The following is a 16,011-nucleotide window of genomic DNA, read 5'->3' as shown; positions in this document are numbered from 1 at the left end:
TGAAAGAACTTATGGTAAAAAAGTTCTATGCATCCTTCTTTTATCTATAGGTGACATTCTATATAGAATGTTTTAGTAAAATAATTTCTACACTTTTTTTAAAATTACTTTCCCAAACAGAACTGGGAGAATAACTGGTCAATCAGGCTTTCATGCACACTTTCGCCGATAACTTCACCTAGAAGCTCCCATGAACGGGTCAAGTCAATCTGGACGATATCAATTGGCGTCCCCATTTCAACTCCGCTGATCGCTTCTTCAATTGAATGGGCAGCCTGGTTCAGCAATGCGATATGGCGGCTGTTCGAAACATACGTCATATCCCCTGACTCTATAGCTCCAGAGAAGAACAGACTTGAAATGGCTTCTTCCAGCTGATCCACACCCTGGTCTTCCAGCAATGAGGTTGTGACCAGCGAATAATCCTTCGCAAGCCCCCTCACTTCATCCATATTGATTTTTTGCGGCAGGTCGGTTTTGTTGACGATAACAATCACATCCATGCCCTCTACCGCTTCGAAGATGTTCCGATCCTCTTCCGAAAGCTCATCCGAATAGTTCAGTACAAGCAGAATTAAATCAGCTTCCTTCAGAACCTGTCTTGAACGCTCGACACCGATTCTTTCAACGATATCCTCCGTCTCGCGGATTCCTGCTGTATCGAGAAGCCTTAATGGAACGCCGCGAACGTTGACATATTCTTCGATGACATCACGTGTTGTTCCCGGAATATCAGTAACAATTGCTTTATTTTCGTGAACAAGGCTATTCAATAATGATGATTTTCCTACATTAGGACGCCCTACAATGACAGTGGAAAGTCCTTCCCTGAGGATTTTTCCCTGCTGTGAAGTTTGCAATAGCTTTTCCAGCTCTGCTTTTACATACTTCGCCTTTTCCAAAAGCATATGATGCGTCATTTCTTCGACATCATCATACTCTGGATAGTCGATATTTACCTCAACGTGAGCGAGTATCTCAAGAATTTCCTGACGCAGCTTTTGAATCAGTCTTGATAACCGGCCCTCCATCTGGCCAAGAGCCATGTTCATCGCACGATCAGTTTTCGCTCTGATCAAATCAATGACTGCCTCTGCCTGAGAAAGGTCAATTCGTCCATTTAAAAAAGCCCGTTTTGTAAATTCCCCTGGCTCTGCAAGTCTAGCACCCTGATTCAGGACAAGCTGGAGCACACGGTTTACAGAAACAAGACCCCCATGGCAGTTAATTTCGACTACATCCTCTTTCGTGAACGTTTTCGGCCCTCTCATAACTGAAACCATCACCTCTTCAGCAACTTGTCCAGTTTTCGGGTCAATCAGATGGCCGTAATGAATCGTATGGGAAGCTACCTCACTAAGCCTCTTGCTTCCGACACCTTTGAACAAACTGTCAGCAATCGCAAAAGCCTGATCCCCGCTTAAACGCACAATCGCAATCGCACCTTCGCCCATTGGCGTAGAAATAGCCGCAATCGTATCAAATTCCACATGCTTCACCCCACTTTCCAAAAAAATAATATATATATCAAAAAAGAATTAAAGTTTGCTTTCTACAAATTACTAGAATACCACATCACTTTAGTGAAAAAAAGAAAGGAATACTCTATATTAAAAATTATCCACAACGGTGGAATAAACTCTTATAATTTTAACTTATCCACATGTGAATAACAATAAAACCAAATGAGTAAATTTTACGGTGTGGAAAACTTCCTTGCAGATTTATGTTCAAATGTTCAACTGGGAAAAAAACAAGAAAATTTCCAAGTCGCCAATAAAAATTGTTTTTAGCCAATAAGAAAAATTAATCGCTTATAAAACCATAAATATCTCTCATAAAACTACTTTTAAGCTAATAAATAAATTTCGCAGATCCTTTCAGTCAAAATCCTGCTCTAAATTTGCTTTTTCAAATGAAAATTTCTCTGCCAGATCCACTTTTTATTAAAACAACAAAAAGACCCGAACCTGGTCCAGGTTCGGGTTGTATTTCTTTATTTAGATGGCGCGATGACAATATGCCTATGCGGCTCTGTCCCATCTGAATAGGTTTTGATTTTTCTATTTGACATTAATGCAGTATGAATCACTTTGCGTTCATACGAAGGCATCGGTTCAAGCGCCACGGTTTGCCCTGTCCTCACTGCTTTTTGTGCCAGGCGTTCGGCCAGCTGGACAAGTGTATCGTTCCTGCGCTGGCGGTAGTCCTCTGCGTCAAGCACGACAGTAGAGTACTGATCAGCGTACCGGTTGATCACAAGCTGTGTCAAAAATTGCAGGGAATTCAGCGTTTGGCCTCTCTTTCCGATCAGCAAAGCTATTTTTTCGCCTGACATCGTTAAAAGGATTGTTTTTCCCTCTTTTTTTACATCAACTTCAATGGAAGCACCCATTTTTTCGCCAACCGATTTTAAATAATTTACGGCTTCTTCAACAGCATCGATCTTTACTGTCACTTTGACGACAGCTGGGCGTGTGCCGAAAAGTCCGAAAATCCCCTTTTTGCCTTCATCAATTACATCAATTTCTGTGCGGTCTTTGGTTGTTTTTAATTGAGCTAAAGCGGATTCTACTGCTTCGTCGACATTTTGTCCTGTAGCAGTTACCTGTTTCACTTTTTTGCTCCTCCCGCATTGCCGGCAGCCTTTGCTTTTTTAAGATCCGGCCCTTTAATAAAGTATGTTTGACCAATCATGAATAGGTTACCAACCACCCAGTACAGTGAAAGTGCTGCTGGGAAGTTGATGGCAAAAACAACGATCATAATCGGCATCAGCCAAAGCATCATAGCCATCTGCGGATTGTTTTCCTGGCCAGCCATCATCATTTTTTGCTGAATGAAAGTAGTTATACCAGCTACAACCGGCAGAATATAAAACGGATCCGGTGCACCAAGATCGAACCATAAGAAATTATGTTCAGCAATCTCTCTTGTTCTTGAAATCGCATGGTAGAAACCAATCAAAATAGGCATTTGAACCAAAAGCGGAAAGCAGCCTGCCAGTGGATTAACACCATGCTGCTGGAAAAGCGCCATCGTTTCCTGCTGCAGCTTCTGCTGGGTTTTCTGATCTTTTGAGCTGTATTTTTCCTTAAGCTTCTGCATCTCTGGCTGCAATGCCTGCATCGCTTTTGAGCTTCTTGTTTGTTTAATCATAAGCGGCAAGATAGCAAAACGGATGATTAATGTGACTGCGATAATCGAAAAACCGAAGCTGCCGCCGAGCCATTCAGCCATTTTCACAATCAACAGTGATAAAGGATAAACGATGTACTCGTTCCAAAATCCTTTACTCTCCGGAGTGATCGGCTGATTATATTCCGTACAGCCTGTCAGCAGTGAAACCACTAACACCAAGCCCAATATCAATAATATTCTTTTTTTCAAGCTTCATTTCCTCCTAACATCCCGATACGTTCATTTATTTTCAAAAGTTTGTCCCAAAAATTTATGTACACTTCGCCTTAGCAGGCACGTGCAATCAAGAGTATTTTACCATCTTTTATAGGGAAGCGCTTTTAAAAAATGCAATTCAGCAAATATTTTTGCCTCACTCATTATCTCCAGGTTTCGGTTTCTTCAAAACCTTTCCAACCTTCAAAACATGCTCAAGACTTTTCTTGATCTCATGCATGTCCATTTCAGCAGTAGGTTTACGGGCGATGATGATGTAGTCATTCCCGTTAAGGACACGGTCCTGGAATTCATGAAAGGATTGCCTTATATAGCGTTTGATCTGGTTGCGCATGACTGCATTGCCGATTTTTTTGCTGACAGAAAGCCCGATACGGAAATTTTCCTGCTCAGGTTTTTTCAGTATATAGACGACAAATTGCCGGTTCGCTACAGACTTTCCTTTTTTAAAAGCTTCCTGGAATTCTTTATTTTTTTTCACTCTGAAGTCTTTTTTCATCTATAACACCTTCAATTCTCTATGGATCCGTTTTTTACTGGGTTCTTTTATATAGCTGATAAGAGGGATTTATTTTCATCAGTATAGCCAAAAACAAACCCCTTAAAGCCCTTTTCTGAGCAAGCCCAGCTCCCAAAATAGTATTGCCCAAAGAGAAAAAAGACCACTGACATTTCAGTGGCCTAAGCTGATAATACTTTTCTTCCTTTGCGACGACGACGAGCAAGAACCTTACGGCCATTTGCACTGCTCATGCGGGCACGGAATCCGTGAACTTTGCTGTGTTTACGTTTATTTGGTTGATAAGTGCGTTTCATATATGTTACACCTCCCTGAGGAATAGCTGTTACAGACAGTCTTTGTAATTATAAAGACGTGCAGCATAAATTGTCAAGTGCCTATTCAGAAAAGAAGCATCCTGTCATATATTAAGGTTTTGTTTTTTAGCCCCGCTGAGATCCACAATGTTTTTCATTAAATGCTCTTAGGGATGAAACCAGAATTTAAGATGTGCAAGGATGTTGAGATTTTTTCTTCTTTAAATGACCATTGATAAAAAATATTTTTATCTTCGAGAATGAAATTTTATTATTTATGTTTTAAAGCTCATTTCAACCGCCTGTGGACAAAAATCGACACTAAATTTATTATCCACACCCCATTTTGACAGCTTTTACACAACTCATCTCCCTGTGGACAATTTTTCTCCACAGTGGTAGTGTATTGTGGATAATGTATGAAAAAGCGTTGCGCCATGCTAGATTATCTGATATTATATTTGTGTTTTCACTCTTAATAATTCGATGACGTAAATATACTTATCCACAAAATGTGGATAAGCTGTGGATAGGTTATTCAGAGCTGTTGTAAAACTTTGTCCACAGAAGGTGGATATTGTCGAAAAGCTTCTTTTCTTCCTTATTATATATTTTTCCACATTCATAGTTTCGTATATTTATTAACCAGGGGTTGTACAACGTGTATAACCTTTGATTTTATGCTTTTCGAACAGCCATGATCCTGGTAGCCAAACGGCTAATGTCAAAAATTCGAGTCCGCATGCAGCCAGACATAGAGAAAAAACCATGAGAAAAGGAGGGAAAATTGTTGGAGAATATTGCAGATCTCTGGAATAATGCACTCGCTAAAGTCGAGAAAAAGATCAGCAAGCCAAGTTTCGATACATGGCTGAAATCAACCAAAGCACATTCACTCCAGGGCGATGTCCTAACGATTACAGCACCGAACGAATTCGCTCGGGATTGGCTGGAAGAGCGCTATTCCCAATTAATTAGCGGGATTTTATATGAAATTACCGGTGAAGAGCTATCTGTTAAATTCATCATTCCTCAGAATCAAAATCAAGAAGATCTTGATATTCCCTTACCGCCAAGAAGGGTCAAAAGGGACGAAGAAACGCCTGATTTGCCCGTCAGTATGCTGAACCCGAAGTATACATTCGATACTTTCGTCATTGGTTCAGGCAACCGTTTTGCCCATGCAGCATCGCTTGCGGTAGCTGAGGCACCAGCAAAGGCTTATAATCCTTTATTCATATATGGAGGCGTTGGACTTGGCAAGACTCACTTGATGCATGCTATTGGTCATTATGTTCAGGACCATAATCCAAATGCAAAAGTGGTTTATTTGTCATCTGAAAAGTTTACCAACGAATTCATTAACTCCATCAGGGACAATAAAGCGGGCGATTTCCGCAATAAATATCGTAATGTCGATGTCCTGCTCATTGATGATATTCAGTTCCTTGCTGGGAAAGAACAAACCCAGGAAGAATTTTTCCATACTTTCAATACATTGCATGAAGAAAGCAAGCAGATCGTTATCTCCAGTGACCGTCCGCCAAAAGAAATCCCAACACTCGAGGACAGGCTAAGATCCCGATTCGAATGGGGTTTGATTACCGATATCACACCGCCTGACCTGGAAACAAGGATTGCAATCCTCCGCAAAAAAGCGAAAGCAGAAGGATTAGATATTCCGAATGAGGTCATGCTTTATATCGCGAACCAGATTGACTCCAACATCCGTGAACTAGAGGGTGCCTTGATCCGTGTGGTCGCATATTCTTCACTCATCAATAAAGACATCAATGCAGACCTGGCTGCCGAAGCATTAAAGGACATCATCCCGAGTTCGAAGCCAAAGGTGATTACCATACTGGATATCCAAAGAGTCGTTGGGCAGCATTTTAACGTTAAGCTTGAGGATTTCAAAGCGAAGAAACGGACAAAGTCTGTTGCTTTCCCAAGGCAGATTGCCATGTATTTATCAAGGGAGCTGACAGATTTCTCTTTGCCTAAGATTGGAGAAGAATTCGGTGGACGTGACCATACGACAGTGATTCATGCCCACGAGAAGATTTCCAAGATGATTTCAATAGATACGAATCTGCAAAAACAGTTGAAAGATATAAACGAACAATTGAGGGTGTAGGAAAGTGTGAATAACTTGCCACTGGTTACGCACAGTCTGTCCACATGTGGATAGGCTGTGTTTCCTTTGAGAAAAGCCACTTATCCACAAATCCACAGGCCCTACTAGTACTTCTACTATTTTTTAAAACATATTAATATATGCATTAACGAAAAAATTATTCCTAAATGGAGGCTCTAAAATGAGATTTATTATCCAGCGCGATCATTTGCTTCAAAGCGTCCAGGACGTAATGAAAGCAGTAACCAGCAGAACAACAATCCCCATTTTGACTGGTATCAAGATTGTTGCAACTGAAGAGGGAGTAACTCTTACAGGCAGCGATTCTGATATATCCATTGAATCTTTCATTCCTAAAGAAGAAGCAGGGGATGAAATTGTTGAAATCAAACAGCCAGGATCCATTGTTCTGCAGGCGCGTTTCTTTAGTGAAATCGTTAAAAAGCTTCCTACAGACACAGTAGAAATCGAAGTTCACAATAATCTGCAAACTATCATCCGATCAGGTAAATCTGAATTCAACCTTAATGGCCTTGATGCAGAAGAATATCCACATCTTCCGCAGATTACTGAGGAGCATGTTTTCAAGATCCCAACAGACTTGCTGAAAGGTTTGATCCGTCAGACTGTCTTCTCAGTGTCCACCTCAGAAACACGCCCGATCTTGACAGGTGTCAACTGGAAGGTAGAAAACAACGAACTGATCTGTATTGCAACAGACAGCCACCGACTAGCTTTACGTAAGGCCAGGCTGGAAGCGGACAATACTGAAAGCTACAATGTAGTCATTCCGGGAAAAAGCTTGACCGAGTTAAGTAAAATCCTGGATGACAGTTCAGAAGCAGTTGATATTGTCATTACAGAAAACCAAGTTTTGTTCAAAGCTAAGCACTTGTTATTTTTCTCAAGACTGCTGGAAGGAAACTATCCTGATACAGGAAGACTGATTCCGAATGAAAGTAAAACAGCTGTTGTAGTGAATACAAAGGAATTCCTCCATGCAATTGATCGTGCTTCCTTGCTTGCAAGAGAAGGACGAAATAACGTTGTCAAGTTTTCCACAATTGAAGGCGGAGCAATCGAAGTTTCCTCGAATACACCGGAAATCGGTACCGTTGTAGAAGAAATTCAAAGCCAATCAATCGATGGGGAAGAGCTTAAAATTTCCTTCAGCGCAAAATATATGATGGATGCACTAAAAGCATTAGAGGGAACTGAAATTCAAATTAGCTTTACAGGCGCAATGAGACCATTCGTCATCCGTCCACTGCATGATGATTCAATCCTGCAGCTGATCCTGCCTGTAAGAACCTACTAAGAAGATATATGGCCACCAGTTCTACGCTGGTGGCTTTTTACTTATAGGCTTGCCAAAGGTTGACTAATTGGTTTGCAGCGGAAGGAATGAAGACTCCCAGACTGCGCGCGGACGGCGAAGTGCCTGGAGCGAAATCCAACTTAATATAAGAAAATTTGTTTCTATGGAAAAAATTTAGTAAAATAAAGTATTAAGTCCTTTTGGAAGAAAAGGGTGAGAATCGTGAATGAGGAAATTAAAATCGATACGGAATACATTACGCTTGGCCAATTCCTTAAATTAGCCGATGTGATTCAATCAGGCGGAATGGCAAAGTGGTTTTTAAGTGAACACGATGTTTTTATCAATGGTGAACAAGACCAGCGAAGAGGAAGAAAACTTCGTTCCGGAGACCAGGTTTCGATACCTGGATTGGGCGAATTCGTCATAAAGCAATAATCCAGAGGATGACTGTTCATGTATATAGAGGAACTGAAATTAAGGAATTACCGCAATTACGAAGGGCTCGAAGCGGCATTTGAAAATAAGGTAAATGTCATCCTTGGCGAAAATGCCCAGGGGAAAACAAATGTCATGGAATCGATCTATGTGCTTGCGATGGCAAAATCACACAGGACCTCCAATGATAAAGATTTAATTCGCTGGGACGAGGAATATGCTAAAATAGAGGGACGGATCAAAAAAATCAACGGATCACTGCCAATGCAGCTTGTCATTTCCAAAAAAGGCAAGAAGGCAAAAGTCAACCACCTGGAGCAGCGCAAGCTTAGCCAGTATGTCGGCAATATGAATGTCGTCATGTTTGCTCCCGAGGACTTGAACCTTGTAAAAGGGAGTCCCCAGGTAAGAAGACGTTTTGTCGATATGGAAATAGGACAGGTATCGGCAGTCTATTTGCATGACATCAGCCAGTACAATAAAATCCTCCAGCAGCGGAATCATTATCTCAAGCAGCTGCAGATCAAAAAAGCATCAGACCATACCATGCTTGATATCCTGACTGAACAATTTATCCATGCTGCTGCCAGGATCATCATGAAGCGTTTTGAATTCCTGCATTTGCTTGAACAATGGGCATTGCCGATCCATCAGGGGATTTCAAGAGGCCTTGAGGATCTCAAAATCATCTATAAACCTTCCGCGGAGGTATCAGAAGAAGATGATTTGTCGAAAATGATAGCAGTATTTGAAGAAAAATTTGCTAAAATAAAGATAAGAGAGATAGATCGGGGTACAACCATGTTTGGGCCGCACCGGGATGATCTGCAATTTTTCGTGAATGGAAGGGATGTACAGACATTCGGGTCCCAGGGACAACAGCGGACAACCGCCCTTTCAGTAAAATTGGCTGAAATCGAACTGATTAACGCAGAAATTGGCGAATACCCAATCCTGTTGCTTGATGATGTACTGTCTGAGTTAGATGATTATCGCCAATCCCATTTATTAAATACCATTCAGGGAAAAGTTCAAACCTTCGTCACCACAACAAGCGTGGATGGGATCGACCATCAGACATTAAGGGAGGCTGCCACGTATAACGTGAAAACCGGCGAAATGTCAAGAATCCAATGAGGTGGACTCGATGTATTTGCATGTTGGTGAAGAAGTCCTTGTCAGGACAAAAGATATTATAGCTATTTTAGACATTGATAGTGCCAGTTCTTCTCCTTTCATGGAGGAGTTCATTGCAAGGCAGGACAGGGAAATTGTCCAGCTGGCCAAGGGGTCGGTGAAATCGATCGTCGTAACAGGCAATCATATATATTATTCTCCCCTGGCATCAGGCACCTTGAAGAAACGCTCCCAAAAATTATCCGTTCCGGAGTTTTAATAAATCGGCACTTATGCAAAAAATGTCGAATAATAACGATGTTTGCAGAATGGCCAATAAATGTTTTTAGCTAGGAGTTCACAAATTCTTTTCAGGATAATTCGTGTGGATTTATTCAACAGAAGAAATTTTATAAAAATGATGAGTCAAATTGAAAGTGTAGGTGATCGATATGGCAATGGAGGAACAACAATCCATACAGGGACAAGCGTACGATGAAAACCAGATACAAGTTCTCGAAGGCCTGGAAGCGGTACGCAAACGTCCAGGGATGTATATCGGATCAACGAGTGTAAAAGGCTTGCACCATCTAGTATGGGAAATCGTTGATAATAGTATTGATGAAGCATTAGCCGGCTACTGTGACGAAATCAATGTCATTATTGAAGAGGACAACAGCATCACAGTCCAGGATAATGGACGCGGAATCCCGGTTGGTATCCATGAAAAGATGGGAAGACCAGCAGTTGAGGTCATCATGACTGTGCTTCACGCAGGCGGAAAGTTCGGCGGCGGCGGCTACAAAGTATCCGGCGGTCTTCACGGAGTAGGTGCATCCGTTGTTAATGCCCTGTCTACTTATCTTGAAGTATTTGTCCATCGTGATGGAAAAGTCCATTATCAAAAATTCGAACGTGGCGCAGTCGGTGACCCATTGAAGGTTATTGGCGAGACAGACCGAACAGGAACAACTGTCCACTTCAAGCCGGATGATGAAATCTTCACCGAGACTCTTGAATATGATTATGATACACTCGCGAACCGTCTTCGTGAGCTGGCTTTCCTTAACAGGTCAATCCGGATCACGATTGAAGACAAGCGTGTTGAAGGCACGAAAAAGAATGAGTATTTCTACGAAGGCGGAATTAAATCATATGTTGAGCATTTAAACCGCACAAGGGAAGTCCTTCATGATGAACCGATCTATATCGAGGGTGATAAAGAAGGAATTACCGTGGAAGTAGCTCTTCAATATAACGATAGCTACACTGGCAATATTTATTCTTTTGCGAACAATATCCATACCTATGAGGGTGGAACACATGAATCTGGCTTTAAAACATCATTGACGCGTGTGATCAATGACTATGCCCGTAAACATGGCATCTTCAAAGATAATGACTCCAACCTTTCCGGAGATGATGTTCGTGAAGGTCTGACAGCTATCGTGTCGGTCAAGCATCCAGATCCTCAATTCGAAGGCCAGACGAAAACAAAGCTGGGAAATTCAGAAGTCCGTACCGTAACAGACACACTGTTTTCCGAGCACTTTGAAAAATTCATGCTTGAGAATCCAACGGTTGCCCGTAAAATCGTGGACAAGGGCCTTATGGCAGCAAGAGCAAGACTCGCGGCAAAAAAGGCTCGTGAGTTGACCAGAAGAAAGAGTGCGCTTGAAATCTCCAGTCTTCCAGGGAAGCTTGCTGACTGTTCTTCAAAGGACCCGTCAATCAGTGAAATATATGTCGTAGAGGGTGACTCTGCGGGTGGGTCTGCAAAGCAGGGTCGTGACCGCCATTTCCAGGCAATCCTGCCATTGCGAGGAAAAATCCTGAACGTTGAGAAGTCACGTCTGGATAAAATCCTATCCAATAACGAGGTAAGAGCAATCATTACGGCAATCGGAACAGGAATCGGCGAAGATTTCGACCTTTCCAAAGCACGTTACCAAAAAATCGTCATCATGACCGATGCCGATGTAGATGGCGCTCATATCCGTACTTTATTATTGACGTTCTTCTACCGTTATATGAGAAAAATTCTTGAAGCGGGTTACATTTATATTGCCCAGCCGCCATTGTATAAAGTCCAGCAGGGCAAAAAAATCGAGTATGCTTACAACGACAAGCAGCTCGAACAGATTCTTGCAGAGCTTCCGCAGCAGCCAAAACCAGGCATCCAGCGCTACAAGGGTCTTGGCGAGATGAACCCAGAGCAGCTTTGGGAGACAACGATGAACCCTGAGACACGGACATTGCTCCAGGTAAGCCTGGAAGACGCGATTGAATCGGATGAAACCTTTGAAATCCTTATGGGCGACAAGGTAGAACCTCGACGCAATTTCATCGAGCAGAACGCACTTTATGTAAAGAACCTGGATATATAAGAAGTGTCTTTTTACAAACCTTTGTTCTTTATTCCAGGATAGCAGGTATTGCCTCTATCCTGATTTTTCTTGAGCAGGGCTAAAATTAACCGGGGCGCTATGCACCTCTTATGTAAAATGAAATTTTTTTGATAAATAGATTAGTGTCTAGCATTGGCGCCAATACTGGTGCCTGTGCTTTTCGATTAAAGGAGGTTTCTCTTAAATGGCTGAGACACCAAACGATCGTGTGAAAGAGATTAATATTAGCCAGGAAATGCGTTCATCCTTCCTGGATTATGCCATGAGTGTAATCGTAGCTCGTGCGCTGCCGGATGTCCGTGACGGGCTGAAGCCGGTACATAGAAGGATCCTGTATGCGATGCATGATCTTGGGATGCATTCAGATAAGGCCTATAAAAAATCGGCTAGGATCGTCGGAGAAGTAATCGGTAAGTACCACCCGCACGGTGACTCTGCTGTATACGACACAATGGTCCGTATGGCACAGGATTTCAACTATCGCTACATGCTAGTCGACGGCCATGGAAACTTTGGTTCTGTAGACGGTGACGCGGCAGCGGCAATGCGTTATACAGAAGCACGTATGTCCAAAATTTCAATGGAACTCCTTCGTGATATCAATAAGGACACGATTGACTATCAGGATAACTATGATGGCTCAGAAAGAGAGCCAATCGTCATGCCTTCAAGGTTCCCGAACCTGCTGGTGAATGGTACTTCTGGTATCGCTGTCGGAATGGCGACAAACATTCCGCCTCATCAGCTAGGTGAGGTCATCGATGGCGTACTGGCAATCAGTAAAGATCCTGATATGACAATCATGGAACTGATGGAAATCATCACAGGACCTGATTTCCCGACAGCGGGATTGATACTAGGACGCAGCGGCATCCGCAAGGCTTACGAGACGGGCCGCGGTTCGATTACTCTTCGTGCGAAGGTTGAAATTGAACAGAAATCTAATGGCAAGGAAGTCATTATCGTCAGAGAACTTCCTTATCAGGTAAACAAAGCCAAGTTGATTGAAAAAATCGCTGAACTGGTCCGCGACAAGAGGCTTGACGGCATTACCGACCTTCGTGATGAATCTGATCGTAAGGGTATGAGGATTGTCATCGAAGTTCGCAAGGATGCGAATGCCAATGTCCTTCTGAATAATCTGTACAAGCAAACAGCCTTGCAGACGAGCTTTGGTATCAACCTTCTCGCCCTAGTTGATGGGCAGCCAAAGGTTCTGAACCTAAAGCAATGCCTTGTATATTATCTTGATCATCAAGTTGTTGTCATTAGACGCCGTACTGAGTTCGAGCTTAAGAAGGCCGAGGCACGCGCCCATATCCTAGAGGGTCTGCGTATTGCCCTGGATAACCTTGATGCCGTCATCAGCCTGATCCGCAGCTCCCGTACGACGGATATTGCGAGAGAAGGTTTGATGACGCAGTTCAATTTATCTGAAAAGCAGGCACAGGCCATTCTGGATATGCGTCTGCAAAGGCTGACAGGTCTGGAACGTGAAAAAATCGAAGAAGAATTCCAGAACCTCATGCAGCTTATTGCAGAATTAAAAGCGATCCTTGCTGATAACGAAAAAGTGCTTGAAATCATTCGGGAAGAGCTTACTGAAATCAAAGAGCGGTTCAACGACGAGCGCCGTACTGAGATTGTGTCCGGCGGTCTTGAAATGATCGAGGATGAAGACTTGATCCCTCGTGAAAACATCGTCATCACCCTTACTCATAATGGCTACGTCAAGCGTCTGCCTGTATCGACATATAGAGCGCAGCGCCGCGGAGGCCGTGGAATCCAGGGCATGGGTACGAATGAAGATGATTTTGTTGAACACTTAATTACGACATCTACGCATGATACGATCCTCTTCTTTACAAACAAGGGAAAGGTTTATCGTTCGAAGGGTTACGAAATACCGGAGTTCAGCCGGACCGCGAAAGGAATCCCGATCATTAACCTGCTGGAAATCGAGAAGGGCGAATGGGTCAACGCCATTATCCCTGTTTCAGAATTCGTGGATGACTGGTTCTTGTTCTTCACAACGAAAGAAGGAATATCGAAACGTTCACCACTTTCATCATTCGCGAATATCCGCAATAATGGTTTGATTGCCCTGAACCTGCGGGAAGGGGATGAATTAATCTCCGTTCGCCTGACAGACGGAAGCAAGGAAATGATCATCGGCACCAAAGATGGCTTGTTAATCCGCTTCCCTGAAACAGATGTCCGATCCATGGGCCGTACAGCCACTGGGGTAAAAGGAATCACTCTGTCCGAAGGTGATGAAGTCGTAGGCATGGAAGTCCTTGAAGAGAGCGCAGAAATCCTCGTTGTTACCAAAAACGGCTACGGAAAGAGGACACCTTCTGAAGAGTACAGAAGACAAGGGCGCGGCGGTAAAGGAATCAAGACATGCAATATTACCGATAAGAATGGTGACCTTGTTACAATGAAGGTTGTGACGGGTGAGGAAGACCTCATGCTGATTACAACAGGCGGAGTCCTAATCCGTATCCCGGTGAGTTCGATTTCTATGACTGGACGTAATACACAAGGGGTAAAACTAATCAGCCTTAACAAAGCTGAAAATGAGTATGTTGCGACAGTTGCGAAGGTTGACAAAGAAGAAGAAAAGCCTGAAGACTTGGAACTGGATGAAAATGCTGAAACAACAGTCGATCCTGAAGAGGTTGGCAATGAAGAAGTAGAATCAGCTGAAACACCAGTTGAGTCTGATGACGAATAAACTTTTTAAGAGGAACACAAAAATGTGTTCCTCTTTTTTGGTAAAATAAAGTAAAATAATTGTAAGAAATTAAAATTCCGGGGTGGATCGCCTTGCGCGTACTAGTGGACAACCTTCAAGAGGGCTGTATCCTTACTGAAGAGGTAATGAGTAAAACGAAAAGACCGATCATGAATAAAAAAACAGTTCTGTCAGCGCAGCTGATAGAGATTCTAAGAGTTTTTCTCATAAAGGATGTGGAAGTAGAGAAAACCCTAGTAAATGGATTGCCCTTCAATGCTCCTTCAATTGGCAATGATAAGAACCCTGCTTTGAATATAAGCGGGACCGACCGTACTTTTATGGATTTATTTTTACAGGCAAAGCAGGAGTTTAAGAAGGAGTTTATATCCTGGCAATCAGGAATGCAGATAGATGTTGCGAGACTAAGGTCGATCATTGTTCCGCTAATTGAACAAGCCGACATGACTTCGTCAGATATATTCAACCTGCATCATTATTCTACAAAGACTGAATATCTTTATGACCATCCACTGGCAGTGGGAATCATTAGTGCATTTATTGCAAAAAAGCTTAATTACAGCAAAGGGGATGTTACCCAGATTGCACTTGCTGGATGTCTGTCGGATTGTGGCATGGCGAAAATCAGTCCTGGCATTCTGAATAAAAACTCGACTTTGACTGTAGAGGAATTTGAGGAAATAAAAAAACATCCTACATATAGCTATCAGATGGTAAGGAACAGTCCATTGCTGAAGGAAGCCACGAAAATTGCGATACTCCACCATCATGAAAGAATGGATGGCAGCGGCTATCCATTTGGTGAAAAGTCCAGCAGGATTCACGCGTTTGCAAAGATCCTTGCTGTTGCCGATTCTTTCCATGCAATGACTTCTGAAAGGATCTACAAACCAAAGCACTCACCATTTAAAGTGCTTGAAATGATTAATGAAGAATTATTCGGGGAATTCGATATCACAGCTCTAAAAGCATTAAGCTCTGCTATTATGAATTATTCCATAGGCACAAAAATACGACTGTCAGATGGACAAGCAGCAGAAATCATCTTTGTTGCAGAAAAGAACCCGGCGAGACCATTGGTAAAATTGCTGGATTCGGATCAGATTATTGCCCTGGAGAAGAACAGGTATTTGCATATCGAAGAAATCATCCATTAAGCTGGCCGGTGTTGCCGGCTTTTTTTGTTCGATTTTTTGGATGGTTGAAATGGATTGCGGAGAAATTTATGATCTTATAAAGAAATAAATAAGAATCTGGACAAAATGTATTGCTTTCTAATAATTTGCCTGATATAATCTTCAAAGTCAGTAACGAAACAACAACTTGAACTAAATAGTTTTTGAAAAAAGTTATTGACTTATACAGCAAGGAAATGTTATATTAATAAAGTCGCTTACGGGCGATGAATTAAGAAATTGTTCTTTGAAAACTAAACAAACAAGCGTCAACAAACAATAAATTATTCATGGCTTCTATTATAGAAGAACATGAGCCAACGTTTTAACTTATGAGCTAACTCATAACTCTTTTTTGGAGAGTTTGATCCTGGCTCAGGACGAACGCTGGCGGCGTGCCTAATACATGCAAGTCGAGCGGATCTTCA

Annotated in this window: 13 protein-coding genes and 1 rRNA gene; 9 read left to right on the top strand and 5 right to left on the bottom strand. The window is 42.3% G+C overall.

Translation table 11 applies throughout. The features are described 5' to 3' along the window. Positions 1-104: 104 nt before the first annotated feature. The 5 genes from mnmE to rpmH all read right to left on the bottom strand — a co-directional run bounded on the left by mnmE (position 105) and on the right by rpmH (position 4,233). Complete coding sequence (mnmE, locus tag B5X77_RS05450) at positions 105-1,490, bottom strand: tRNA uridine-5-carboxymethylaminomethyl(34) synthesis GTPase MnmE (RefSeq protein ID WP_079505953.1); 1,386 nt, start codon at positions 1,488-1,490, stop codon at positions 105-107. A 506-nt stretch (positions 1,491-1,996) separates the two neighbouring features. After that, a complete protein-coding gene (jag, locus tag B5X77_RS05445) occupies positions 1,997-2,617 on the bottom strand; it encodes an RNA-binding cell elongation regulator Jag/EloR (RefSeq protein WP_079505951.1) in 621 nt (206 codons plus the stop codon). Beyond that, positions 2,614-3,390 (bottom strand): YidC family membrane integrase SpoIIIJ, encoded by a 777-nt coding sequence (spoIIIJ, locus tag B5X77_RS05440; RefSeq protein WP_079505949.1) that lies wholly within the window; start codon positions 3,388-3,390, stop codon positions 2,614-2,616. The genes jag and spoIIIJ overlap by 4 nt, the downstream gene beginning before the upstream one ends. Before the next feature lie 163 nt (positions 3,391-3,553). Continuing rightward, positions 3,554-3,916, bottom strand: a complete 363-nt coding sequence (gene rnpA, locus B5X77_RS05435; RefSeq protein WP_079505947.1) for a ribonuclease P protein component — start codon at positions 3,914-3,916, stop codon at positions 3,554-3,556. Between the two features lie 182 nt (positions 3,917-4,098). Beyond that, positions 4,099-4,233, bottom strand: a complete 135-nt coding sequence (gene rpmH / locus B5X77_RS05430) for a 50S ribosomal protein L34 (RefSeq protein WP_013059930.1) — start codon at positions 4,231-4,233, stop codon at positions 4,099-4,101. Positions 4,234-5,023: 790 nt separating this feature from the next. Between rpmH and dnaA the strand changes: the two genes are divergently transcribed. From dnaA to B5X77_RS05385, 9 genes are all read left to right on the top strand, one after another. Continuing rightward, positions 5,024-6,370: a chromosomal replication initiator protein DnaA gene (gene dnaA, locus B5X77_RS05425; RefSeq protein WP_079505945.1), complete on the top strand. Its 1,347-nt coding sequence runs from the start codon at positions 5,024-5,026 to the stop codon at positions 6,368-6,370. 181 nt (positions 6,371-6,551) lie between these two features. Continuing rightward, the gene (gene dnaN, locus B5X77_RS05420; protein WP_079505943.1) at positions 6,552-7,688 is read left to right on the top strand and encodes a DNA polymerase III subunit beta; all 1,137 of its coding nucleotides are present in this window, start codon (positions 6,552-6,554) and stop codon (positions 7,686-7,688) included. A 222-nt stretch (positions 7,689-7,910) separates the two neighbouring features. Continuing rightward, positions 7,911-8,126, top strand: coding sequence for a S4 domain-containing protein YaaA (gene yaaA / locus B5X77_RS05415; protein ID WP_079507583.1), 216 nt, complete (start codon positions 7,911-7,913; stop codon positions 8,124-8,126). A gap of 18 nt (positions 8,127-8,144) precedes the next feature. Then, positions 8,145-9,263, top strand: a complete 1,119-nt coding sequence (recF, locus tag B5X77_RS05410) for a DNA replication/repair protein RecF (protein ID WP_079505941.1) — start codon at positions 8,145-8,147, stop codon at positions 9,261-9,263. A 10-nt stretch (positions 9,264-9,273) separates the two neighbouring features. Further along, positions 9,274-9,522: an extracellular matrix regulator RemB gene (gene remB / locus B5X77_RS05405; protein ID WP_079505939.1), complete on the top strand. Its 249-nt coding sequence runs from the start codon at positions 9,274-9,276 to the stop codon at positions 9,520-9,522. A gap of 172 nt (positions 9,523-9,694) precedes the next feature. Continuing rightward, entirely contained in the window at positions 9,695-11,629 is a 1,935-nt protein-coding gene (gene gyrB, locus B5X77_RS05400) for a DNA topoisomerase (ATP-hydrolyzing) subunit B (protein ID WP_079505937.1), read from the top strand. A 205-nt stretch (positions 11,630-11,834) separates the two neighbouring features. Next, on the top strand, positions 11,835-14,387 hold the full coding sequence (gyrA, locus tag B5X77_RS05395; RefSeq protein WP_079505935.1) for a DNA gyrase subunit A: 2,553 nt from the start codon (positions 11,835-11,837) through the stop codon (positions 14,385-14,387). Between the two features lie 92 nt (positions 14,388-14,479). Beyond that, positions 14,480-15,565 carry an HD-GYP domain-containing protein gene (locus B5X77_RS05390; protein WP_176167245.1) on the top strand — a complete coding sequence of 362 codons (1,086 nt, stop codon included), beginning with the start codon at positions 14,480-14,482 and terminating at the stop codon, positions 15,563-15,565. A 370-nt stretch (positions 15,566-15,935) separates the two neighbouring features. Beyond that, positions 15,936-16,011: ribosomal RNA gene (locus B5X77_RS05385) — 16S ribosomal RNA — on the top strand; the annotation flags it as partial.

Origin of the sequence: Mesobacillus jeotgali, from assembly GCF_900166585.1 — a bacterium.
Classification (GTDB): domain Bacteria; phylum Bacillota; class Bacilli; order Bacillales; family Cytobacillaceae; genus Mesobacillus; species Mesobacillus jeotgali_A.
This window is presented reverse-complemented; position numbering and strand designations above follow the sequence as displayed.